The 21,077-nt window shown below is 71.4% G+C and carries 21 protein-coding genes; 6 read left to right on the forward strand and 15 right to left on the reverse strand.

Translation table 11 applies throughout. The features are described from left to right. Positions 1–37: 37 nt before the first annotated feature. From G6G98_RS17045 to G6G98_RS05465, 6 genes are all read right to left on the reverse strand, one after another. Complete coding sequence (locus tag G6G98_RS17045; RefSeq protein WP_208321425.1) at positions 38–625, reverse strand: FtsB family cell division protein; 588 nt, start codon at positions 623–625, stop codon at positions 38–40. Between the two features lie 57 nt (positions 626–682). Then, complete coding sequence (eno, locus tag G6G98_RS05445) at positions 683–1,963, reverse strand: phosphopyruvate hydratase (protein ID WP_067350181.1); 1,281 nt, start codon at positions 1,961–1,963, stop codon at positions 683–685. A 98-nt stretch (positions 1,964–2,061) separates the two neighbouring features. Further along, on the reverse strand, positions 2,062–2,721 hold the full coding sequence (locus G6G98_RS05450) for an O-methyltransferase (RefSeq protein ID WP_164233366.1): 660 nt from the start codon (positions 2,719–2,721) through the stop codon (positions 2,062–2,064). Positions 2,722–2,765: 44 nt separating this feature from the next. Further along, positions 2,766–3,698 carry a CPBP family intramembrane glutamic endopeptidase gene (locus G6G98_RS05455; protein ID WP_164233364.1) on the reverse strand — a complete coding sequence of 311 codons (933 nt, stop codon included), beginning with the start codon at positions 3,696–3,698 and terminating at the stop codon, positions 2,766–2,768. Further along, positions 3,695–4,738 (reverse strand): DUF1648 domain-containing protein, encoded by a 1,044-nt coding sequence (locus G6G98_RS05460; protein ID WP_164233362.1) that lies wholly within the window; start codon positions 4,736–4,738, stop codon positions 3,695–3,697. Before G6G98_RS05460 ends, G6G98_RS05455 begins: the two co-directional genes overlap by 4 nt. After that, positions 4,735–5,127, reverse strand: a complete 393-nt coding sequence (locus tag G6G98_RS05465) for a GntR family transcriptional regulator (protein ID WP_164233361.1) — start codon at positions 5,125–5,127, stop codon at positions 4,735–4,737. Before G6G98_RS05465 ends, G6G98_RS05460 begins: the two co-directional genes overlap by 4 nt. A gap of 105 nt (positions 5,128–5,232) precedes the next feature. Between G6G98_RS05465 and G6G98_RS05470 the strand changes: the two genes are divergently transcribed. Continuing rightward, the gene (locus tag G6G98_RS05470; protein WP_164233359.1) at positions 5,233–5,706 is read left to right on the forward strand and encodes a DUF4442 domain-containing protein; all 474 of its coding nucleotides are present in this window, start codon (positions 5,233–5,235) and stop codon (positions 5,704–5,706) included. A 39-nt stretch (positions 5,707–5,745) separates the two neighbouring features. Then, complete coding sequence (locus tag G6G98_RS05475) at positions 5,746–6,969, forward strand: APC family permease (protein ID WP_067350161.1); 1,224 nt, start codon at positions 5,746–5,748, stop codon at positions 6,967–6,969. Here G6G98_RS05475 and G6G98_RS05480 read toward each other — a convergent pair whose 3' ends face one another. Next, positions 6,970–7,749 (reverse strand): AraC family transcriptional regulator, encoded by a 780-nt coding sequence (locus G6G98_RS05480; RefSeq protein ID WP_164233357.1) that lies wholly within the window; start codon positions 7,747–7,749, stop codon positions 6,970–6,972. Positions 7,750–7,840: 91 nt separating this feature from the next. Between G6G98_RS05480 and G6G98_RS05485 the strand changes: the two genes are divergently transcribed. Then, positions 7,841–8,359, forward strand: coding sequence for a VOC family protein (locus G6G98_RS05485; protein WP_067350153.1), 519 nt, complete (start codon positions 7,841–7,843; stop codon positions 8,357–8,359). Here the strand turns inward: G6G98_RS05485 and G6G98_RS05490 are convergent. From G6G98_RS05490 to G6G98_RS05505, 4 genes are all read right to left on the reverse strand, one after another. Then, positions 8,334–9,128 (reverse strand): SGNH/GDSL hydrolase family protein, encoded by a 795-nt coding sequence (locus G6G98_RS05490; RefSeq protein WP_164233355.1) that lies wholly within the window; start codon positions 9,126–9,128, stop codon positions 8,334–8,336. The genes G6G98_RS05485 and G6G98_RS05490 overlap by 26 nt on opposite strands. A 76-nt stretch (positions 9,129–9,204) precedes the next feature. Continuing rightward, on the reverse strand, positions 9,205–10,455 hold the full coding sequence (gene hisS, locus G6G98_RS05495) for a histidine--tRNA ligase (RefSeq protein ID WP_067350147.1): 1,251 nt from the start codon (positions 10,453–10,455) through the stop codon (positions 9,205–9,207). Between the two features lie 100 nt (positions 10,456–10,555). Continuing rightward, positions 10,556–11,203 carry a MazG family protein gene (locus tag G6G98_RS05500; protein ID WP_067350144.1) on the reverse strand — a complete coding sequence of 216 codons (648 nt, stop codon included), beginning with the start codon at positions 11,201–11,203 and terminating at the stop codon, positions 10,556–10,558. Positions 11,204–11,225: 22 nt separating this feature from the next. Continuing rightward, the gene (locus G6G98_RS05505) at positions 11,226–12,404 is read right to left on the reverse strand and encodes a Na+/H+ antiporter NhaA (RefSeq protein ID WP_164233353.1); all 1,179 of its coding nucleotides are present in this window, start codon (positions 12,402–12,404) and stop codon (positions 11,226–11,228) included. Between the two features lie 87 nt (positions 12,405–12,491). On the opposite strand from G6G98_RS05505, the gene G6G98_RS05510 reads away from it, so the two are divergent. Then, entirely contained in the window at positions 12,492–15,176 is a 2,685-nt protein-coding gene (locus G6G98_RS05510) for a phosphoenolpyruvate carboxylase (RefSeq protein ID WP_067350138.1), read from the forward strand. A gap of 133 nt (positions 15,177–15,309) precedes the next feature. Next, positions 15,310–16,680 carry an NADP-specific glutamate dehydrogenase gene (gene gdhA / locus G6G98_RS05515; protein WP_067350135.1) on the forward strand — a complete coding sequence of 457 codons (1,371 nt, stop codon included), beginning with the start codon at positions 15,310–15,312 and terminating at the stop codon, positions 16,678–16,680. A gap of 111 nt (positions 16,681–16,791) precedes the next feature. Here gdhA and G6G98_RS05520 read toward each other — a convergent pair whose 3' ends face one another. After that, the gene (locus G6G98_RS05520; RefSeq protein WP_084788216.1) at positions 16,792–18,222 is read right to left on the reverse strand and encodes an APC family permease; all 1,431 of its coding nucleotides are present in this window, start codon (positions 18,220–18,222) and stop codon (positions 16,792–16,794) included. A gap of 407 nt (positions 18,223–18,629) precedes the next feature. Further along, the gene (locus tag G6G98_RS05525; protein WP_164233352.1) at positions 18,630–19,232 is read right to left on the reverse strand and encodes a gamma carbonic anhydrase family protein; all 603 of its coding nucleotides are present in this window, start codon (positions 19,230–19,232) and stop codon (positions 18,630–18,632) included. A 168-nt stretch (positions 19,233–19,400) separates the two neighbouring features. Here G6G98_RS05525 and G6G98_RS05530 point away from each other — a divergent pair, with 168 nt between their 5' ends. Then, positions 19,401–20,288: an SDR family oxidoreductase gene (locus tag G6G98_RS05530; RefSeq protein ID WP_164233350.1), complete on the forward strand. Its 888-nt coding sequence runs from the start codon at positions 19,401–19,403 to the stop codon at positions 20,286–20,288. Between the two features lie 171 nt (positions 20,289–20,459). On the opposite strand, the gene G6G98_RS05535 is transcribed toward G6G98_RS05530, so the two are convergent. Further along, positions 20,460–20,621, reverse strand: coding sequence for a hypothetical protein (locus G6G98_RS05535; protein ID WP_166706062.1), 162 nt, complete (start codon positions 20,619–20,621; stop codon positions 20,460–20,462). Positions 20,622–20,684: 63 nt separating this feature from the next. Beyond that, on the reverse strand, positions 20,685–21,056 hold the full coding sequence (locus G6G98_RS05540; RefSeq protein ID WP_164233348.1) for a DUF4440 domain-containing protein: 372 nt from the start codon (positions 21,054–21,056) through the stop codon (positions 20,685–20,687). Positions 21,057–21,077: the final 21 nt, after the last annotated feature.

The raw sequence follows: 21,077 nt of genomic DNA on the forward strand, positions 1-21,077 counted from the left end.
CGGCCGGGAGGATGCTCGGAACGAGCGAGCGGCGGTGTCAGCGTGCGACGGCGGCGGTCTGGCTGAGGCCGGCTGCGGTGAGGGTGCGCAGCAGCTGCGGCATCCAGTCCGCCGGCCTCTCCTCGAGCGTGTCGCTCACCGGCTCCTGCTCTCGCGGGAGGGCGGCCGGATCGAGGTCGTTGTCTATCAAGTAGACGACCTCGCCGGGCTTGACGTAGTAGAGCCGCTCGCGGGCCTGCGTCGTGATGTAGGCGGGGTCGCGCCAGCGTTCGCGCTCGTGCTCCAGGGCCGCGATCTCGTCTTCCGACACCTGGATGGAGGCCTCGAGCGCGGCGATCTTCTGCCGCTGATCGATGAACGTGCCCAGCGTCGGCACGAGCACCCAGGCACCCAGGATGACGAGGGACAGCATGATCACCGAGAACGCCGAGAGGCGGATGCCGGAGGCCCATTCGCGCACGTCGACGCGCTGTGCCGCGGCGCCGCGCGAGGTCGCGCGGGGAGAGACCGCGCCCCTCGCACGGGACTTCGCGGCGGGCGTCGCACCCTTCCGCCCGGTGGCGCCGGACGGGCGAGCGGAGGACGCGCCCGGAGACGCCGAAGGAGGAGCCGGTCGTCGTGCCACGGCTCCTCCTCCGTCGTGCCCGCTCGGAGAGCGGTGTCAAGCAGTCTTCAGCTGCGCTCAGCCCTGGTAGCGGGGGAACGCGGAGCGACCGGCGAACACCGCGGCGTCGCCCAGCTCCTCCTCGATGCGCAGAAGCTGATTGTACTTCGCGACGCGCTCGCTGCGAGCAGGCGCACCCGCCTTGATCTGACCCGAGTTCGTCGCGACGACGAGGTCGGCGATCGTGGTGTCCTCGGTCTCGCCCGAGCGGTGCGAGAGCATCGCGGTGTAGCCGGAGCGCTGTGCGAGGCTGACCGCGTCGAACGTCTCGGTGAGCGTGCCGATCTGGTTGACCTTGACGAGCAGCGAGTTGGCGACGCCGCGCTGGATGCCGTCGGCGAGGCGCTGCGGGTTGGTGACGAACAGGTCGTCGCCGACCAGCTGGACCTTGGAGCCGAGCGCCTCGGTGAGGAGCTTCCAGTTGTCCCAGTCGTCCTCGGCGAGAGCATCCTCGATCGTGACGATCGGGAAGTCGCTGACCAGGCCCTGGTAGTACTCGATGAGCTCGGGGGCCGACCAGTCCTTGTTGTCGAGGCGGTACACGCCGTCGTTGAAGAACTCGGTCGCGGCGACGTCGAGGCCGAGCGCGATCTCGGTGCCGGGCTTGAAGCCGGCCTTCTCGATCGCCTTGACGAGGAAGTCGAGGCCCTCGCGGTTGCTGGGCAGGTCGGGGGCGAAGCCGCCCTCGTCACCGAGGCCGGTCGCGTATCCCGCCGCCTTCAGCTCGGCGCGCAGCACGTGATAGGTCTCCACGCCCCAGCGGAGCGCCTCGGAGTAGGTCTCGGCGCCGATCGGCGCGAGGAAGAACTCCTGCATGTCGATGCCGTTGTCCGCGTGCTCGCCGCCGTTGATGACGTTGAACAGCGGAACGGGCAGCACGTGCGCGTTCGGGCCGCCGAGGTAGCGGAACAGCGGCAGGTCGGCCGAGTCGGCCGCGGCCTTCGCGACCGCGAGGCTGACGCCGAGGATCGCGTTGGCGCCGGTGCGCTGCTTGTTCTCGGTGCCGTCGGTCTCGATGAGGATCTCGTCGACGATGCGCTGCTCGCTCGCCTCCACGCCCTCGATCGCCGGCCCCAGCTCGTCGATGACGGCCTCGACGGCCTTCAGGACGCCCTTGCCCCCATAGCGGCTCTTGTCGCCGTCGCGCAGCTCGTACGCCTCGAAGGCGCCGGTGGACGCGCCGGACGGGACGGCCGCACGCTGGACGACGCCGTCATCGAGGAGCACCTCCACCTCGACGGTCGGGTTTCCGCGCGAGTCCAGAATCTCGCGTGCGCCTACAGCCTCGATCAGTGCCACAGATGTGCTCCTTGCTCAGGGAAAGGGTGTGGTGGAGCGACGTCGATCCGCGCCCAGTCTAGCCCGCCCGCCGGCCGCGCCCGAGGGGATGACGGTGCTCAGACGACGAGGGCGATCGCGACGCCGTCCCAGCCCTTGACGCCGACCGTCTGGAGGGCGGTCGCGTCGAAGCGCGGGTCCTCCCCCAGCATCCGCAGGCCGTCCCGCGTGCCGATCACCTTGGAGTCCGTCGCGTCGTCGCGGACGATCTCCCCCTCGCGCCCGATGTTGTCGAGCACGACGACCGTGCCGGGGTGTCCGAGCTTCGCCGCCCAGTCGAGGTAGACCGTGTTCGACTCCTTGTCGGCGTCGATGAACACGAGGTCGAAGCCGCCGACCAGGGTCGGCAGCACGTCGGCACCGCGTCCGATGCGGATCTCCACGCGTTCTCCGACTCCGGCCGCGTCGATGCTCCTCCGTGCGATCGCCGCGTTCGCGGCCTCCGCTTCGACCGTGACCACGCGTCCGCCGTCGCCCACGGCGCGCGCCAGCCAGATCGTCGAGTAGCCGCCCAGGGTGCCGATCTCGAGTACCCGACGGGCGCCGCTGAGGCGGGCGAGGAGGTTCAGCAGCTTGCCCGCGACCGGGGCGACCTCGATGGCGGGCAGGCCTGCATCGCGCTGCGCCTCGAGCGTGGCCTCGAGCGCGGGGTCGTGTCCGACGAGGGTGTCGGCGAGAAAGGCGTCGGCGTCGGCCCAGGCCGCTGGTGTGGAGTCCATGTCCTCAGCCAACCCCGCGCCCGCCGGAGCGTCAAGGGCGCAGGTCAGCTGCGCGGCGGCGAGAGCAGGCGCACCGGAGCGCCGCTGAGCTCTGGCTGGTCTCGGAACTGGCCGGTCAGCACGAGCACCAGGACGACCGCCGCGAGCACGACCCATCCGGCGAGGCCGAGCGGGCCGGCGAGCGCGAGGTCGGGCTTCGCCGCCGCGAAGATCACGATGAGCCCGCCGGAGGCGTTCAGCGCCCCGTGGGCGAGGACGGCCGGCCACACGGATGCCGAGCGCAGCCGCAGCCAGCCCAGCAGCACACCCCAGGCCACGCAGCCGCCGATCATGAACAGCACACCGGTGAGATCCGTCCGGTCGAAGTTGTACCCGAGGAGGATCACCGGGCTGTGCCAGACGCCCCAGACCGCCCCGCTGAGCAGCAGCGCCGGCCAGGTGCCGAGCGGCCGGAGCGCCGGAAGCAGCCAGCCGCGCCATCCCAGCTCCTCTCCGAACGCGAGGACGGAGTTGAACAGGGCGCCGAGCGGGATCGTGAGGATCTGCGCGAGCACGATCAGCCCGATCGGCGGCATCGGGGCGTCGTCCGGGAGCGCCTTCTCGACCTCGGCTCCGAATCCCGCGAACGACGGATCGAGCTGCACGAATCCGAGCGCCGCGGCGACGAGGATGCTGACTCCGACGAGCAGGGGCGGCGCGAGCCAGCCCGCGACCATGAGCCACACGACCCGCCTGGCGGGACGAAGCGGCCAGAGGCCCAGGAACCGCGCCCGCTCTCCTCGCGCGGGGACTCCGGTCACGAGGCTCACGATGATCGCCGCCACCGCCGGGGTGGACATCATCGCCGGCAGGAGGAGCGCCGAGCTCGGCTCGGCGAGGCCGTCGCCGAGCCAGAGCGGAAGGCAGACGAGCCAGGCGAGACCGCAGGAGAGGAGGCAGAACAGGATGACGGCGGTCCATCTCACGCGGGCGCTCACGACTGGCTCCTCTCGCCGCCGTCGGTTCGACCGCGTTCGACGTAGGCCTGCAGCAGGGCCGCGGCCTCCTCCGCGCCGTCGATCGTCACGATGAACGGCTTCCGCTCTCGTCGCGACACCTCGACGGCGGCTCCGCGCCGCATGATGATGCCGGTGCGGCCGTCGACGGCCACCCGCCAGCCCCAGCCGCCGAACTCTCCGAACGGTGAGACGTCGACCGCCCGTGCCGAGACGATCTCGGAGGTCGGGATGAACACGCGCGGCCAGCCGGCGAGCGACCGAGCGGAGAAGCCCTCCGGGGTGATCCGCACCCGGAACGACGCGGCGGTGGCCAGCGCGGCGGCGACGACGATGACGACGATCGCCACGATCCCGCCGCCCTCCACCCCGGTGAGCAGCATGTACGCCGCGAGCACGACGAGCGCGAGCAGCAGGAGGACGACGGCCGCGAGAGCCGCGCGCGGCATCGTGGTCGAGCCGAGCCAGACGACCCGCTCCCCGTCCGCCACGCGCACGGCATGCCGCGCCTCCAGCGTGCGACCGGGATCGGCCTCCACCCGCGGCTGCACGAGCCAGCCGATCGCGCCGATGAAGAGCAGCGCGGCGAAGGCCAGGGCCACGATGCCGCCGACGCCCGGCACGTCGGCCGGATCGCCGATGCCGCGTTGGATGCCGAGGGAGCCGACGTTCATCACGAGGGACAGTGCGGACAGGCCGACGGCGAGCGATCCCATCAGGCGAGCCGCCCCGCCCCAGTGCGTGCCGACGGCGGCGAGGGTGGTGACGGCCATCAGCCACGGGAGACCGAGACCGGTGCCGATCAGCAGCCAGAGATACATCGAGGCGGGGCCCGTGCGGTCCGCGCCCGCGACGCCCCAGTGCGTGACGACGATCTCCGGGAGCTCCGGGAGCCAGGAGAGGATCACGCCGACGCCGATCACGGTGAGAAGCACCGGAACGGCGACGGCGAGGATGACGAAGGTGAGCCGGGCCCGGCGCAGCAGCGCCGGCGGGGTGCGGGTGAGATCGTGGGTCGTCATGTCGAGACCTCCTCAGGGTCGGGACGGCCAGGGACGATGCCGTCACGGTGGGACTGCACGATGCCTGCGAGCGTGTCCGCTGAGACGCCGAGACTCGCGGCGCGACGCACAAGGCGGTCGATGTCGTGGGCGAGCTCCGCGAGCGGTGCGGCGGAGGCGGAGATCACGGCACCGCGCCCGCGGCGGAGGTCGACGAGGCCCTCGTCGCGCAGGCGCTGATAGGCGTGCAGCACGGTGTGCTGATTGATGTCGAGCGCCTCGGCGACCTCGCGCGCCGCGGGAAGGCGATCCCCTGGCGAGAGCTCCCCGAGCAGGATGTCCGCACGGACGGATGCCGCGACCTGGTCGTACAGCGGTCGCGGACTGTCGACGTCGACTCTGATCAGCATCTCCGGACCTCCCTCTATGTCTACTAATTCTAGACGAACTAGAACAATTGTAACAACCCTCCAGCCGTCTTCGTCGGGTCCGGCCGGATGTCGCACACTGGCTGCATGCGCATCACTCCCCGTCGCCTCGCCGTGGGCATGAGCCTCTGGATCCCGAATCTCTTCAGCGGCATCCGGGTTCGCCGATTCAGCCCCGACTGGACGCATGCGACCGTCGAACTGCACGTGAACGTGTTCACCCGCAATTACGTGAAGACCGCCTTCGGCGGGTCGATGTCTGCGATGACCGATCCGTACTTCTTCATGCTGGTGATGCATCAGCTCGGCCGGGATTACGTCGTCTGGGACACGCGTGGCGAGATCGAGTTCCTCAAGCCGGGTCGCGGAGTCCTCACGGCGGAGTTCTCCGTGCCGAAGGAGCGCGCCGCGGACATCCGCGAGCGTGCCCACGGCGGGGCGAAGGTCCTGGAGTGGTTCGAGACGGAGATCACCGACCGCCACGGCGACGTCGTCGCGAGAGTGCGCCGCGAGGTCTACGTCAGGGAGAAGAAGCGCGTCACCGCGGCGCGCGACACCTGACGACACGCGCCGTTCACTCCGCCGTGGCACGATGACGGGATGCCCCTCGCGCGCCGCCTGAGCCTCCGTGACGCCGTCGCCATCGGCCTCGGCTCGATGGTCGGCGCCGGCGTCTTCTCCGTCTGGGAGCCGGCGCTCGACGCCGCCGGGAGCGGTCTGCTCGTCGCGCTCGCGATCGCCGCCCTCGTCGCGTACTGCAACGCCACCTCCTCCGCGCAGCTCGCCGCTGTGCATCCGGTCGCCGGCGGCACGTACGCGTACGCCCGCGCCGAGATCGGGCCGTGGTGGGGCTTCATCGCCGGATGGTGCTTCGTGATCGGCAAGATCGCGAGCTGCGCTGCCATGGCGATGACCTTCGCCGCGTACGCCGCCCCCGCCGGCTGGCAGGTGCCCGTCGCCGTCGCCGCGGTGGCGGCCCTGGCGACGGTGAACTGCTTCGGCGTCACCCGCACCGCGCTGCTCACGCGCATCCTCGTCGTCGTGTCGCTGCTGGGACTCGCCGTGGTGGTCGCCGCGGGGCTCACCGCCGCGCCCGGCGCCACCCCCGAACCTCTCCCCGACGCGACCGCGTACGGCGTGCTGCAGGGAGCAGGGCTGCTGTTCTTCGCGTTCGCCGGGTACGCGCGCATCGCGACCATGGGCGAGGAGGTGGTCGATCCCGCCCGCTGCATCCCGAGGGCGATCGTGCTCGCCCTCGCCGGCGCCGTGCTCGTCTACGCGCTGGTCGCGGTGAGCGTGCTGCTCGTGCTCGGGGCGGATGCCGGCACCGCTCCCCTGGCGCACCTCGTCGCCCAGGCCGGCTGGGCGCCGCTCGCCCCCGTGGTCCGGATCGCCGCGGCGACGGCGTCTCTCGGCGCCCTGCTGGCCCTGCTCACGGGCATCGGCCGGACGTCCCTCGCGATGGCGCGCGAGGCCGATCTCCCGCGGTTCCTGGCGAAGGTGGACGACCGCTGGCAGGTGCCGCGCCGGGCCGAGATCGTGGTGGCGACGATCGTGATCGGCATCGTGCTGCTGGCCGACCTCCGCGGCGCGATCGGGTTCTCCTCCTTCGGCGTGCTGCTGTACTACCTGATCGCGAACGCCTCGGCCTTCCGTCAGGGGGCGCCGGCGCGCCGATACCCGCGCGCGCTGCAGGTGATCGGCGCGCTCGGCTGCCTCGTGCTCGTGAACACCCTGCCCGTCCTCTCCGCCGCGATCGGCACCGGGGTCGTCCTCCTCGGAGTGGGCTACCGGATGCTGCGACTGCGACTCGCGCGGGACTGATCAGCTCGCCGCATCCGAGCGGTAGGTGGTCGGGGCGATGCCGAGCACGGCGCGGAAGTCGCGGGTGAGGTGCGCGTGGTCCGCGTATCCCGTCTCCGCGGCGAGCGTGGCGAGGTCGGTCGACGGATCGAGGCGGAGACGCTCGGCGGCCTCCTGGAGCCGGCGGCGGCGGATCATCGCGGCGGGGGCCACGCCCACGTGACGGTGGGCGAGGCGCTGCAGCGTACGCACGGACACGGCCAGCCGTGCCGCCGCCTCCTCCGGGGTGTCCGCGGCGCCGTCCCCCAGCAGCGCGTCGACGAGCGCGTTGGCCTGCCGCGCGGCATCGCCCACGGGCCCGGTGCGCGCGACGAGCCAGTCGGAGAAGGCGCGGACCGCCCGCTCCCGATGCCCCGCCCCGCTCCCCATCGCTGCGGTCACGGCGGCGCGCAGGCCGGGCTCGTCGAGTTCACGCTCCCCGTCCACGAGTCCGGCGGGCGCCTCGACGAGCGCTGCGACAGCCGCCGGGCGCAGCAGCGCGCCCACCGCCCAGCTCGTGCCGCGGAGGTCGCGGTGCGACATCCGGGTGGTCGCCCCGGAGAGGGTGACGGCACCGGGCTCGACGACGAGGTTCAACGCGGGATAGCCGACGACCTCCTGCCGCGAGGTGTGACCCGGCGCGACGTCCCACTCGGGGATCCAGAACCACGCCGCAAGCTCGGCGGCCTCCCTCGCCGCGGGCAGCCGGTGGAACTGCGGCAGTCGTGCCGGGTAGAGGATGCCGCGGGTGGGGTCGACCATCGCCCCAGGCTACGCACCGGCAGGGACATCGCTCGCGAGGCTGTCGCGGATCTTCAAGCGACCGGCGTCCACCCGCTCCTAGCCTGACGGCATGACAGATCAGAGCAGAGCCGGCGTGACCGGCGCGCACACCACGGACGGCCGCCCGCACGGCGCGACCGCCCTCACCCCGTTCCTGGCGATCCCGCGCGCGAAGGACGCGATCGCCTTCTACCGCGACGTCTTCGGCGCCCGCGTGATCGACGTCACCGAGTTCGGCGACGTCGTCGCGCACGCCGATCTCGACTTCGGGCTCGGGCACCTCCAGCTCGGCGAGCCGAATCCCGAGTACCACCTCGTGCCCGCGCCCCAGGGCGAGGAGGACTGCTACTCGATGGGCCTGTACGTCTCCGACGTCGACACGGTCGTCGAGCGGGCCGTCGCCGCCGGGGCGACGGTCCGCGAGGCGCCGAGCGATTTCGTGTCCGGAGACCGCTTCGCCAGCATCCGCGACCCGTTCGGGGTGCGCTGGTCGCTGATGACGAGGATCGAGGACATCTCCGAGGAGGAGAGCGCCCGCCGGGTCGCCGAGTGGGCGGCCTCCTTCAGCGCCGCACCAGCCGGGGCCTGACCGCGAGCGCCCTCTCGACGGCGGGAAGCAGCGCCTCGGCGGTGCGCCGGTAGCCGAGCGGGCTCGGGTGGAACCTGTCCAGGCTGAACATCGCCTCCGGGTCGTCGAAGAACATCGAGCCGACGGCGCGACGGAGGTCGACCGCATGAGCTCCCGCTCGCGCGGCGGCCTCCGCCTGCGCCTCGCCCAGCCGCCGGGAGAGGCTGGAGATCAGACGCCGCAGCGGCTGCGGCACCGGCCGCAGGGCGCCGAGGTCAGGACAGGTGCCGACGACGACCTCGGCCCCGCGGGCGCGGAGCCTGGTGATCGCCTCCTCGAGATGCTGCACGGACACGGAGACGGGGATCCGGTGCGTGACGTCGTTCCCGCCGACCACGATGACCGCGGCATCCGGACGGTACTCCGGCGGCAGGGCATCCAGCTGAGCGGCCAGATCGGGCGACTCCGAGCCGACGACCGCCGCCGTGCGCAGCCGCACCGGCCGGTGCTGACGCCGGGCGAGGCTCTTTGCGAGCCGTCCGCCGAGCGTCTCCTTGCGTCGCTCGGCGCCGAGTCCGGCCGCGAGCGAGTCGCCGAGCACGAGCAGCTCGATCGCCGGACCGTCCAGCGCCCGCCGCCACACGCGGTCCGCGTCGAGGGATTCCTCCCCCAGCGGCTTGCCGATCCGCCGTCGGGCGATCGCCGCCTGGTGGCGCAGCACGACCCGGATGCCGGCGGCGGATGCGACAGCGCCCACCCCGATCGCGGCGAGGAGACGGATCCGGCTCATACGCCGATTCGACCCGATCGTCGTGAACCGCCGGTGAACGGCGTCAGGATGGTCCGCTCACGCGAGCAGGCGCCGCTCAGCCGAGCGGCTTGAGCTCCGGCTCTGCGGCACCCGCCGACACCGTCGCGAAGGCGGTGTAGCCGTCGGCTGCGGAGCGCTCGAGCAGCGCCTTGAGGTTCTTCGTGCGGCGTTCCAGGCGCACCCGCGCCCCGCCGGCGATGAGCCGCGCCTTGTGCGTGACGAGCTCGGCGACCGGGACGTCGGCGTCGTGGATGAGCACGACCGCCTCGGCGTCGTCGTCGGCGCCGGCCGTGACGAGGTCGACGATGCGCTCGAAGCCGAGCGAGAAGCCGACGGCGGGGACCTGCTGGCCGAGGAAGCGGCCGATCATGCCGTCGTAGCGTCCGCCGCCGCCGAGCGAGTAGTCGACCGACGGGTGCGCGAGCTCGAAGATGGTGCCGGTGTAGTAGCCCATGCCGCGCACGAGGAACGGGTCGAAGACGAGCGGGATGTCGGTGACGCCACGGCCCGCCGCGACGGCCTCGCCGATGCCGACGAGGTGACCGACGATCTCCTCCGGCGCACCCTCGGGCAGCGCCTTGCGGATCTGCCGCTCGCCGTAGGGGTTGTACTCCATCGTCTGCGGGCGGCGCAGGAAGGCCTCGAAGGCGTCGACGGCCGCAGCCGCCGCGCCGCGCTCGCGCAGCTCCGCCGCGACGCCGTCGGGGCCGATCTTGTCGAGCTTGTCGATCGTGATCAGCACCCCCGGACGCTCCTCGAGTGCGAACCCGAACGACTCGAGCATCCAGTCGAGCACCCGACGGTCGTTGATGCGCACCGTCGCCCCCTCGAGGCCGAGAGCATCCAGCGCGTCCAGCGACGCGACCATGAGCTCGGCCTCGGCGCGTGCGGAGTCGTCGCCCATGATGTCGATGTCGCACTGCACGAACTGGCGGTAGCGTCCCTTCTGCGGCCGCTCGGCGCGCCACACGGGTCCGATCTGGATCGCGCGGAAGACGCCGGGGAGCTGCCCGCGGTTGCTCGCGTAGAACCGGGCGAGCGGCACGGTCAGGTCGTAGCGCAGGCCCAGGTCGGCCAGCGCGGCGGGGTCCGCCGCGGCATCCCGGATCGCCTCGGCATCCAGGCCGCGACGCAGGACGTTGTAGGCGAGCTTCTCGTTGTCGCCGCCGATGCCCGCATGCAGCCGGGAGTACTCCTCCAGCGCGGGCGTCTCGATCTCGTCGAAGCCGTGCGCGCGGTAGCGCTCGCGGATGACGGAGAGGACGCGCTCACGGCGGGCCTTGTCGGCGGGGAGGATGTCGCGCATGCCGCGCGGCGGGTTCACAGTAGCCACGCCTCCATCCTTCCAGGTCGCCTACCCCGGTTTCGAATCCCCCGCAGGCCTCCCGAAAGGCCCGGGAGCGGGATCAGTCCCGTGATTCGGACGCGCGGACCTCGTCCTCCAGCGTCCGCAGCCGCTCGCGCAGCGCGCGCTCGGCGTCCCAGCCGTTGGTGTGCGCCGTCCCGACGAGAGCGAGCAGCGCTTCCCCGAGCTCCGCCTCGGATGCCGGCGGCCCTGGCACCGAGGCGGCAGGGTGCACGCCCACGCCGGCGGCACGGCCGGCGAGCTTCTGCGCGCGCGCCAGGGCCGGCATCCCCGGGGGCACGCCGTCGAGCACGCTGCGACGGGTGCGCTTCTCCGCGGCCTTCGCCGCGTTCCAGTGCACCAGCACCTCCTCGGGCGTGGTCGCGACGGCATCCGCGAAGACATGCGGGTGCCGCCGCACCATCTTCTCCGTGAGCGTCTTCGCGACGTCGTCGATGTCGAACGGGTCGTCGGGGTCCTGCGCCGCGATCGCGGAATGGAACAGCACCTGCCAGAGCAGGTCGCCGAGCTCCTCGCGGAGGTCGGCGCGGGTGCCGCTCTCCACGGCGTCGATGACCTCGTGCGACTCCTCGATGAGATACGGCACGAGGTCGCGGTGGGTGATGCGCTGCGACCAGACGCAGCGCGCCCTGACCGCGCGCATTGTCTCGGCGGCGGCCCGCAGCGGGTCGGGCTCGGCGTGCGTCATCGTGCCTCCTTCGGCGGACGGTTCAGGATGCCGCGGATGCGACGCGGCGATACCACCCGGCCCGCAGCGACACGATGACGCCGGAGAGGGCGAGGGCGATCAGCGATCCGACGAGGACGCCGAGGATGGCCTGGTCGCGGATGCCGGCGTCGCTCGCGAAGGCGAGGTTCGCGAGCAGCAGAGAGACGGTGAAGCCGATGCCGCCGAGCGCCCCTGCTGCCACGAGGTCTGCGAAGGGCAGCGCGGGCGGGGCGCCCTGCGGCCGGATGCGCATGGCCGCCCAGCCGAACAGCGAGATCCCGACGATCTTGCCGACCGGGAGCGCCACGACGATCGCCCAGAACGCGGGCGACAGCGCAGACGGCGACACCGCCGGGATCACCACGAAGGCGGCGACGAAGGCGAAGACCGGCAGGATGAACCCGTTGACGGTCGGCTCCAGCGCGTGCCGCACGCGCCCCGCCGGAACGGGTGCCATGACCAGGCCGAGCATGACGCCGGCGATGGTGGCGTGGACGCCGGAGGCTGCGACGAGTCCCCAGGAGACGACGCCGACGACCGCCATCGCGACGGCGATCAGGGGGTGGCCCTTGGCGTGCAGGAGCCGGCTCAGCGCCCAGAACACGGCGACGGCGACGACGGCGAGGCCGAACAGCAGCCACTGCACGTCGTGCGCGAAGAGCACGGCGATGAAGACGATGCCGACGATGTCGTCGAGGATCGCGAGCGCGAGGAGGAACACGCGCACGCCCGAGGGCAGCCCTCGCCCGAACATCGCGAGGACGCCGAGGGCGAAGGCGATGTCGGTCGCGGTCGGCACCGGCCAGCCGGCGGCGGTCTCCGCCGTGCCCGCCGCCGGCCCGGCGATGAGCAGGTAGGCGGCGATCGGGACCAGGATGCCGCCCGCGGCGGCGATCGCCGGCTGCACGGCCTTGCTCACGGAGTCGAGCTCGCCGTGGGTCAGCTCGTGGCGCAGCTCGATCGCGACCACGAGGAAGAAGACGGCGAGCAGGCCGTCGGAGACCCAGTGCGCCACGGAGAGGTCGAGATCGGTGCCGGGCACCGCGATGTGGAAGTCGAGGAGCGAGGCCAGCGCGTCGTGGGTCGGGAGGTTGGCCAGCAGGAGTCCGAGGCCCGCTGCGAGGAGCAGGAGGACGGCGGGGAACTGCTGACCGCGGAGGGGGTTGGCCGAGATGCGCATCCACCCCATCGTAGGCGGCGCCCGGTTTGTTACGCCGCGGAAACAGGTCGGTCATGTGAGGATTCGCTGCCGGGCTACTCTCGAACCGTGACCCCCGCACACTCCTTCACCGAACCCACCGACACCTCGGCCATCCGCATCATCGGCCGATTCGAAGCCGGCCAGGGCATCCCCGAGGCGATGCGCTCCGACGTGAGGATGCTCGGAGCCCTGCTCGGCCAGGTGCTCCGCGAGGCCGGCGGCGACGACCTCTTCCAGGACGTCGAGCGCCTGCGCCTCGCCACCATCCAGGCCTACGACGAGGAGAGCCCGGACGCGTTCGAGCGCGCTGCGGCGATCGCCGAGTCGTTCAGCATCTCCCGTGCCGACGAGGTCGCGCGTGCGTTCACGTGCTACTTCCACCTGGTGAACCTCGCCGAGGAGCACCAGCGGGTGCGAGTCCTGCGCGAGCGCGCCGGGCAGCCGGGCCGCGAGGACGCCGCGGACACCGTCGCCTCCGCGTTCGCGCGTCTGACCGGCGAGGTCGGCGAGGACGAGGCGCGCCGCCGCCTCGACGGTCTCCGCTTCCACCCGGTCTTCACCGCGCACCCCACGGAGGCGCGCCGCCGGGCGGTCTCCTCGAGCATCCGCCGCCTCTCCGAGCTGCTGACCCAGCACGACGCGTCGAGCGACGGCGGCGCCGAGGAGCACCGCGCCCGCCGCCGGATGCTCGAGGAGATCGACGTCCTCTGGCGCACTGCGCCCCTGCGTGCGCAGAAGCCGTCCCCGACCGACGAGGTGCGCACGGTGATGGGCGTCTTCGACGAGACGCTGTTCACGACCGTTCCGCACGTGTACCGCCGCATCGACGACGCGCTGCGCGGCGAGGAGTCGGGTGCCTCGGCCCCCGTCGTCCCCGCCTTCGTGCGCATCGGCTCCTGGGTGGGCGGCGACCGCGACGGCAACCCGTTCGTCACGGCATCCGTCACCCGCGAGGCGTCGCAGATCGCCTCGGAGCACGTGCTGCGCGGGCTGGAGCGCTCGATCGGCCGCATCGGCCGCACGCTCACCCTGGATGCCGAGGACACCCCGCCGAGCGCGGCAGTGACGGCCCTGTGGGAGGCGTTCGCGGCCGCGGATCCGGAGGATGCGTCAGAGCTCGCAGCCCGCTCCCCCGGCGAGCCGCACCGCCGCGTGCTGCTCGCCGTCGCCCGCCGCGTCGCGGACACCCGCCGCGGCGGCGCGCTCCGCTACTCTGCGCCCGAGGAGCTGCTCGCGGATCTCCGCACGGTGCAGGCGTCGCTGGCGGACTCCGGCGCCCGCCGTCACGCCTTCGGCGGCGTGCAGCATCTGATCTGGCAGGTGGAGACCTACGGATTCCACCTCACCGAGCTGGAGGTGCGCCAGCACTCGCAGGTGCACGCCAAGGCGCTCGCCGAGCTGGAGAGCGGCGCGGCGCTGAGCGCGCAGACGGAGGAGGTCCTGGAGGTGTTCCGCGCCATTGCGGACATCCAGCGCGATCTCGGCCTCCGCGCCGCCGGCCGGTACGTGGTGTCGTTCACCCAGTCGGCCGCCGATCTCGCCGCCGTGTACAGGCTCGCCCGGCACGCACTCGGCGACGACGCCCCCGTGCTCGACGTGGTCCCCCTCTTCGAGACCTTCGCCGACCTGCAGGCGGCGCCCGGCATCCTCGCAGAGGCGGTCGCCTTCCCGGAGTTCCGGAAGCGGATGGCCGCGACCGGCAACCGGCTCGAGGTGATGCTCGGCTACTCGGACTCGTCGAAGGACGTCGGCCCCGTCGCCGCGAACCTCGCGCTCTACGAGGCCCAGGAGAAGATCGCGCAGTGGGCGCAGGATGCCGGCATCGAGCTGACCCTGTTCCACGGCCGCGGCGGCGCCCTCGGCCGCGGCGGCGGCCCGGCCAACTCGGCGATCCTGGCGCAGCCGCCGCACTCCGTCGACGGACGCTTCAAGCTCACCGAGCAGGGCGAGGTCATCTTCGCCCGCTACGGCGAGCCGGCGATCGCGATGCGCCACATCGACCAGGTCGCCGCGGCCACGCTGCTCGCCTCGTCGCCGACGGTCGAGAAGCGCACGAGCGATGCGGCCACGCGGTTCGCGGACATCGCCGGCGTCATGGACGCCGCCTCGCGCGAGCGCTTCTTCTCCCTGGTGAAGGCCGACGGCTTCGCCCCCTGGTTCGCCACCGTCACCCCGCTGGAGGAGATCGGCCTGCTCGCCCTCGGATCGCGCCCGGCTCGCCGCGGGCTCTCCGTCGAGTCCCTGGAGGATCTCAGGGCCATCCCGTGGGTGTTCGCCTGGACGCAGGCCCGCATCAACCTCGCGGGCTGGTTCGGACTGGGCACGGCCCTCGCCGCGGTCGGCGACGAGGAGCTGCTGGCGGAGGCCTACCGCGAGTGGCCGCTGCTGCGCACCCTGATCGACAACGTCGCCATGAGCCTGGCGAAGACCGACGAGCGCATCGCCCGGCAGTATCTCGCCCTCGGAGACCGCGACGACCTCGCGCAGCTCGTCCTCGATGAGCTCGCCCTCACCCGGGAGTGGGTGATCCGCCTCACCGGCGGCGCGCGTCTGCTGGAGAACAAGCCGATCCTGCAGCGGGCTGTGCAGCTGCGCACCCCGTACGTGGACGCGCTGTCCCTGCTGCAGCTGCGGGCGCTGCGCGCGCTGCGTTCGGAGTCCCCGGCCGGCTCCGGCGCCGATGACGAGCAGCGCCGCCTGCTCCTGCTGTCGGTCAGCGGCGTCGCCGCCGGCCTGCAGAACACCGGGTGACCAGCGCTTTCCCGCAGCGTGAAAGTTCTCACGACGGAGGTTCCAGTAGTGTGAAAAGCTCCGCCCGACCCGGCGACGCCTCACGCGACACGATCGCACGCACTCGAGAATCCCCCATCAGAAAGTCTTTCGCGTGACCGCTTCCTCCTCCGTCGACTTCCATCCGCTCGCCCCGTCCGTCCAGCCCGTGTTCGACACCGTGCTGTCGCGGAGCCCGCACGAGCCGGAGTTCCAGCAGGCCGTGCACGAGGTGCTGCATTCGATCGCCCCGGTGCTCGAACGGCACCCGGAGTACGTCGACGGCGGCATCCTCGAGCGGCTCGTCGAGCCGGAGCGGCAGATCCTGTTCCGGGTGCCGTGGGTCGACGACGCCGGCCGGCTGCAGGTCAACCGCGGATACCGCATCCAGTTCTCGTCCGTGCTCGGGCCGTACAAGGGCGGACTCCGCTTCCACCCGTCCGTGAACTTGTCGATCATCAAGTTCCTCGGGTTCGAGCAGATCTTCAAGAACGCGCTCACCGGCCAGGGGATCGGCGGCGGCAAGGGCGGCTCCGACTTCGACCCGCACGGCCGCTCGGATGCCGAGATCATGCGCTTCTGCCAGTCGTTCATGAACGAGCTGTACCGTCACCTCGGCGAGCACACCGACGTCCCCGCGGGCGACATCGGCGTCGGCGGCCGCGAGATCGGCTTCCTGTTCGGCCAGTACCGCAAGATCACCAACCGCCACGAGTCCGGCATGTTCACCGGCAAGGGCACCGGCTGGGGCGGCGCGGAGGTGCGCACCGAGGCGACCGGCTACGGCGCGGTCTTCTTCGCCCAGGAGATGCTCGCCGTGCACGGCGACTCCCTCGACGGGAAGCGGGTCGGCATCTCCGGCTCCGGCAACGTCGCGATCTACGCCATCCAGAAGGCCACCCAGCTCGGCGCCACCGCCGTGACGGCATCCGACTCCTCGGGTTACGTCGTCGACGACGCCGGCATCGACGTCGATCTGCTCCGTCAGATCAAGGAGGTCGAGCGCGCCCGCATCGTCGAGTACGCGAACCGCCGGCCCGGCGCCCGGTTCGTCGGGAGCGGCAGCGTCTGGGAGGTCCCGGTCGACATCGCCGTCCCTTCCGCGACCCAGAACGAGGTGAGCCACGCGGACGCCGAGGCGCTCGTCGCGAACGGCGTGCGCGCCGTGTCGGAGGGTGCCAACATGCCCTGCGTCCCCGAAGCGGTCGACGCCTTCCAGAAGGCGGGCGTGCTGTTCGCACCGGGCAAGGCCGCCAACGCGGGCGGCGTCGCGACCTCCGCGCTGGAGATGAGCCAGAACGCCTCGCGCCAGCGCTGGAGCTTCGACGCGAGCGAGAACAAGCTCCGCGAGATCATGGCCGACATCCACGGCGCCGCGTTCGAGGCCGCCGAGCGCTACGGGGTCGGGGGCGACTACGTGGCCGGTGCGAACATCGCCGGCTTCGAGCGGGTCGCCGCGGCGATGCTCGCCCAGGGTGTCATCTGACCGCGACACGCGTGAGCGGACGACGAGCTCGATCGCACGGACGCGCTTCGATCGCAGGAATCCTCGGGTTCCCTGCGATCGAAGCGCGTTTCCGTGAGCGAGCGGTCTGCGTCACTCGCCGGCGGGCTCCTCGACGACCTTGTTGTAGCCGGTGACCGCCTGGTTCTCGTCGAAGGCGACCACCCTGCGCCGGAACCCGCGGGTGATCACGGCCAGGTAGACCAGGCCGAGCGCCGTCCAGGTCAGGCCGCCGACGAGGGCGTCCTGGTGGAGGTTCGCCCACAGCAGGCCGGTGAGCAGCATGCCGATCCCCGGCATCACGATGTACGCGATGATCTGCCCCGGCGTGCGGCGCAGGCCTTTGCGGACGGCGAACCAGGCGATGACCGAGATGTTGACGAACGTGAACGCGATCAGCGCCCCGTAGTTGATCCACGCGGCGATGAGCTCGAGGCTGAACGGGATGGCGAGCAGCGAGACGGCACCGACCAGCACGATGTTGAAGGTCGGGGTGTGGGTGCGCGGGTTGATGTACCCGAAGGCCTTCTGCGGCAGCACGTTGTTGCGCCCCATCACCAGAAGCATCCGCGAGACCGATGCGTGCGAGGCGAGCCCGGAGGCGAGGGTGGCGCAGAAGCCCGCAGCGGTCAGGACGGCCATCAGCACGTCTCCGCCGACCAGGCCGCCGATGATCGGCAGGGTCGAGTCCTCCACGAACTGCATGTCGCCGCCGGGGGCGAACTCGTTCCAGTCGGGGAAGCGCAGCTGGGTCAGGTACGAGGAGACGATGAAGATCGCGCCGCCGATCAGCACGGTGAGCAGGATCGCCTTCGGCACGGTCTTCGGGTCCTTCGCCTCCTCCGCGTACATCGTCACCGCATCGAAGCCGATGAACGAGAAGCACACGATGGTGGCGCCCATCAGCACCGCCGCGAGGGTGACGCCGTCGTGCACGAACGGCGCCGCAGAGGCCACCGTCGCCGCACCCTCGCCGCGCATCAGCTGCGCCACGACCAGGACGACGAACACCGCCATGACGACGATCGAGAAGACCAGGAGGAGCATGTTCACGTTCGAGGTGCCGCGCATCGTCAGATAGATGATGCTGGTGACCACGGCGCAGTAGATCACGACCCAGATCCACCCTGGCACTTCGGGGAAGAGCGCCTCGAGGTAGCTGCGGATGATGAGGCAGTTCACCATCGGCAGCAGGATGTAGTCGATCAGGGAGGTCCAGCCGACCATGAAGCCGAGATTGGGGTGGATCGACTCGCGCACGTAGGTGTAGGCGGAGCCGGCGCTCGGGAACGCCGTGGAGATCTTCCCGTAGCTGATCGCCGTGAACACCATCACGACGAGGGCGACCAGGTACGCGGCGGGGACGGCGTCGCCGGTGTCTCGCGCGACCATGCCGAAGGTGTCGAACACGACCGTCGGCGTCATGTAGCCGAGGCCGAGGCCGACGATGGCCCAGAGGCCGAGGTTCCGTCGCAGGGCTCCCCCGCCCTGGGCGAGCGGTTTGGTCTTGGAGATCACCGTCATGCGCACTCCTTCATGGAGGACCGGGGTCGGAGCACGGGTTCGTCCGACGCTGAGCATCATTATGTGGCCCACGATTCGAAAGGTCGAGAGGCAATATCGATTCGAAACGCGTGTGAAACGCACTCGAAATAAATCGGATTCGTAGGTTGTGGGACGGATGCACTCCGCACCGCAGCTGTCGCCGCGCCGGCGCGCCGCGCACGTCGCGGCCCGCGCGAGGATGGCCTCGCGCCGCTTCTCGCCGCATGCGCAGCAGATCCCCGAGAAGACGAGCGCTGTACTTTCCTGCAGGCGCGCCGACTATCTCTGCGGCGCGTGCCGGATGCTGTCGCGCGAACGGCGGAAGCCCGCGTGCACGCCGGGCGACGCGGACGCCTCCAGCGCGGATGCGGTCAGCGCGGATGCCGTCAGCGCGGCACCTCGTGGTCGTCGGCGTGCCGCGCGAGGGAGCTGCCGTAGCGCTCGGTCAGCTGCACCATGAGGTCGGGGGTGTCCCGGTCCACGCCGAAGACATGACCGGGGAAGTCGAGTTCCGGCTGCGCGGCCGCGATCTCCTCATCGCGATCGGGCGACAGCAGCTGCACCGGATCCCCGACGGCGACCCAGCCGATCGGCACGACGGTGCCCTCCGGCAGCACCGCGCGGCGGTGCACGATCGCGTTCACGCGCACCTCGCACCGGTCCCCGACCAGGGCGCCATTGAAGATGCGCGCGCCGGAGGCGAAGAACACCTCTTCGCCGACGGTCGCTCCGGCGATGCTCGCGAGCGTGCCGATCAGCGTGTGCGCCCCGATGTGCACGGCGTTCGCGGCGGTGGCGCGGATGAGCGCGTTCTCCATCACGATGACGTGCTCGCCGAGCGTGATCGGCCCGCCCTCCGCGGTGATCACGGCGCCGTGCAGCACCTGGCAGTTCGCCCCGATCTCGACATCGCCGGATATCACGGCGGTGGGAGCGATGACGGCGGTGTCATGGATCCGGGGCCGAGCCCCGAGGTGCTCGTAGAACATGACGCCAGACTAGACCCGCGGATGCCGTTGCGCCCGGCATCCGTCGCGCCACGTCCGAACCAGGCTCGGGTGCTAGTCTGCCTTCATGCAATCCCGGTGAGACGACTCCGATCCACGCCGCATGGCGCCCTTCGGGCGTACGCGGCTCTCTCACCGAAGGACCTCCGCATGCACTCCTCCCCCGATCTTCCCCTGCTCGGCCGTACCGCTCTCGTCACCGGGGTCTCCCGGCTCCGCGGAATCGGCTTCGCGACCGCCGGCCGCCTGGCGGCGCTCGGCGCGAACGTCTTCCTGCATCACTACCGCCCGCACGACCTCGACCAGCCGTGGGGAGGCGATGACCTCGACGCCGTGCGCGACGGCCTCGCCGAGCACCTCGTCCCCGGTGCCCTGACGGGTGACGCCCACGCCGATCTGCGCGACCATTCGACGATCGAGCCGCTGCTGGATGCGGCATCCGCCCTCACCGGGACGCTCGACATCCTCGTCTGCAATCAGGCGATGAGCGGCCACGACGGCAGCATCTTCGACATGTCCGCCGACCGGCTCGACGCCCACTGGCAGGCCAACGCACGGGCCTCGCTGCTGCTCACGGCGGGCTTCGCCCGCCGCCGGCGCGACCAGCTCGGTGCCGCCGAGGCCTCCCCGCGGCGGCCGGGCGATCGAGGGGACGGGTTCGGCCCGTTCGAGCGCCCGACAGGACACGTGATCTGGATGACGTCCGGTCAGGGACATGGCCCGATGCGGGGCGAGGCGGCCTACGCCACCAGCAAGGCCGCTCTCGCCGGCATCACGCGCACGGTCGCCGCGGAGCTGCTCGAGGTCGGACTGGTGCTGAACACCGTCAACCCAGGACCTGTGAACACCGGATACCTCGACGCCGGCGCCACCGATCGCGACCTCACGGAGTTCGACGAGTGGCTGCCGACGACGCCGTTCGGAAGGGTCGGACGCCCGGACGACCCGGCCCGGCTGATCGCCTGGCTGTGCACGGATGCCGGCTCCTGGGTCGTCGGACAGGTGCTCACCAGCGACGGCGGATTCTCGCTCGGCTGAGGCCCGCGTTTCCGTGCGGCAACTCCGCGGAGCTCCTCTCAGGCCGTACGAGAAGCCGGACTCCCGGCGCTGGGGATGCCGCCCGCTGGGGATCGAGACGGCGTGTCGCCGCGGAGTCCGGCCTCTCGGCCGGGTGCGGAGCGCTGCTTCTCCTCCCTGCCGCCGACGGAGTCACTCCCTCGTCGTGCTTCCTCGGCGCAGCATGCCGAAGACCACCGTGCCGACGAACAGCACGGCACCCAGGATCGCCAGCCACAGCATGCCCTTCACGAGGAACCCGAGGACGGAGAGCCCTGCCCAGACGATCAGGAGGATGATCAGCAGCGTCCACATGCCCCCAGCGTCAGCCCGATGCGCGAGCGGAGGACACCCCGTTGACGATCGAGCTCGTGTGGGCTACGTGGAGACGGCCGTCTGCTGGTGGAGCGCGAGCCGCACGCGGCCTCCGACCACGGTGTACACGCTCGTCATGAGCGCCTCGAAGGGCGCCTGACCGTCACGGAAGGCGCGAGCGCGGTAGACGAGCGCCGACGACCTGTCGTCGACGGGGATGCGCCCGGCCTCGGCGATCTCGTACGACGTCCATCGCGGCACGCCGTCCAGCGATGCGGCGATCTCCTCGCGGCCGAGCACCGAACCGTCGACCAGCACCATCACGGCATCCGGAGACATCAGATCGCGGTAGAAAACTCCGCCACGGCTCTCGCAGAGCGCGTCCCACCCGCGCCGCTCCAGTTCGATGAGTTCTTCGCGTTCGAGTTCCGACATACCCCGACCTTAGGGACGCGC

Source organism: Microbacterium hydrocarbonoxydans (assembly GCF_011752045.1).
Lineage (GTDB): Bacteria > Actinomycetota > Actinomycetes > Actinomycetales > Microbacteriaceae > Microbacterium.

What these genes read in the sequence shown, in the direction of transcription:
- G6G98_RS05500 (WP_067350144.1), bottom strand. Translation starts at nt 11,203, where the DNA reads ATGACGCACGCCGAGCCCGACCCGCTGCGGGCCGCCGCCGAGACAATG.
- G6G98_RS05460 (WP_164233362.1), bottom strand. Translation starts at nt 4,738, where the DNA reads ATGACGACCCACGATCTCACCCGCACCCCGCCGGCGCTGCTGCGCCGG.
- G6G98_RS05520 (WP_084788216.1), bottom strand. Translation starts at nt 18,222, where the DNA reads ATGACGGTGATCTCCAAGACCAAACCGCTCGCCCAGGGCGGGGGAGCC.
- G6G98_RS05450 (WP_164233366.1), bottom strand. Translation starts at nt 2,721, where the DNA reads ATGGACTCCACACCAGCGGCCTGGGCCGACGCCGACGCCTTTCTCGCC.
- G6G98_RS05475 (WP_067350161.1), top strand. Translation starts at nt 5,746, where the DNA reads ATGCCCCTCGCGCGCCGCCTGAGCCTCCGTGACGCCGTCGCCATCGGC.
- G6G98_RS05540 (WP_164233348.1), bottom strand. Translation starts at nt 21,056, where the DNA reads ATGTCGGAACTCGAACGCGAAGAACTCATCGAACTGGAGCGGCGCGGG.
- G6G98_RS05485 (WP_067350153.1), top strand. Translation starts at nt 7,841, where the DNA reads ATGACAGATCAGAGCAGAGCCGGCGTGACCGGCGCGCACACCACGGAC.
- G6G98_RS05470 (WP_164233359.1), top strand. Translation starts at nt 5,233, where the DNA reads ATGCGCATCACTCCCCGTCGCCTCGCCGTGGGCATGAGCCTCTGGATC.
- G6G98_RS05465 (WP_164233361.1), bottom strand. Translation starts at nt 5,127, where the DNA reads ATGCTGATCAGAGTCGACGTCGACAGTCCGCGACCGCTGTACGACCAG.
- G6G98_RS05505 (WP_164233353.1), bottom strand. Translation starts at nt 12,404, where the DNA reads ATGCGCATCTCGGCCAACCCCCTCCGCGGTCAGCAGTTCCCCGCCGTC.
- G6G98_RS05490 (WP_164233355.1), bottom strand. Translation starts at nt 9,128, where the DNA reads ATGAGCCGGATCCGTCTCCTCGCCGCGATCGGGGTGGGCGCTGTCGCA.
- G6G98_RS05480 (WP_164233357.1), bottom strand. Translation starts at nt 7,749, where the DNA reads ATGGTCGACCCCACCCGCGGCATCCTCTACCCGGCACGACTGCCGCAG.
- G6G98_RS05525 (WP_164233352.1), bottom strand. Translation starts at nt 19,232, where the DNA reads ATGTTCTACGAGCACCTCGGGGCTCGGCCCCGGATCCATGACACCGCC.
- G6G98_RS05535 (WP_166706062.1), bottom strand. Translation starts at nt 20,621, where the DNA reads ATGTGGACGCTGCTGATCATCCTCCTGATCGTCTGGGCAGGGCTCTCC.
- hisS (WP_067350147.1), bottom strand. Translation starts at nt 10,455, where the DNA reads ATGCGCGACATCCTCCCCGCCGACAAGGCCCGCCGTGAGCGCGTCCTC.
- G6G98_RS05530 (WP_164233350.1), top strand. Translation starts at nt 19,401, where the DNA reads ATGCACTCCTCCCCCGATCTTCCCCTGCTCGGCCGTACCGCTCTCGTC.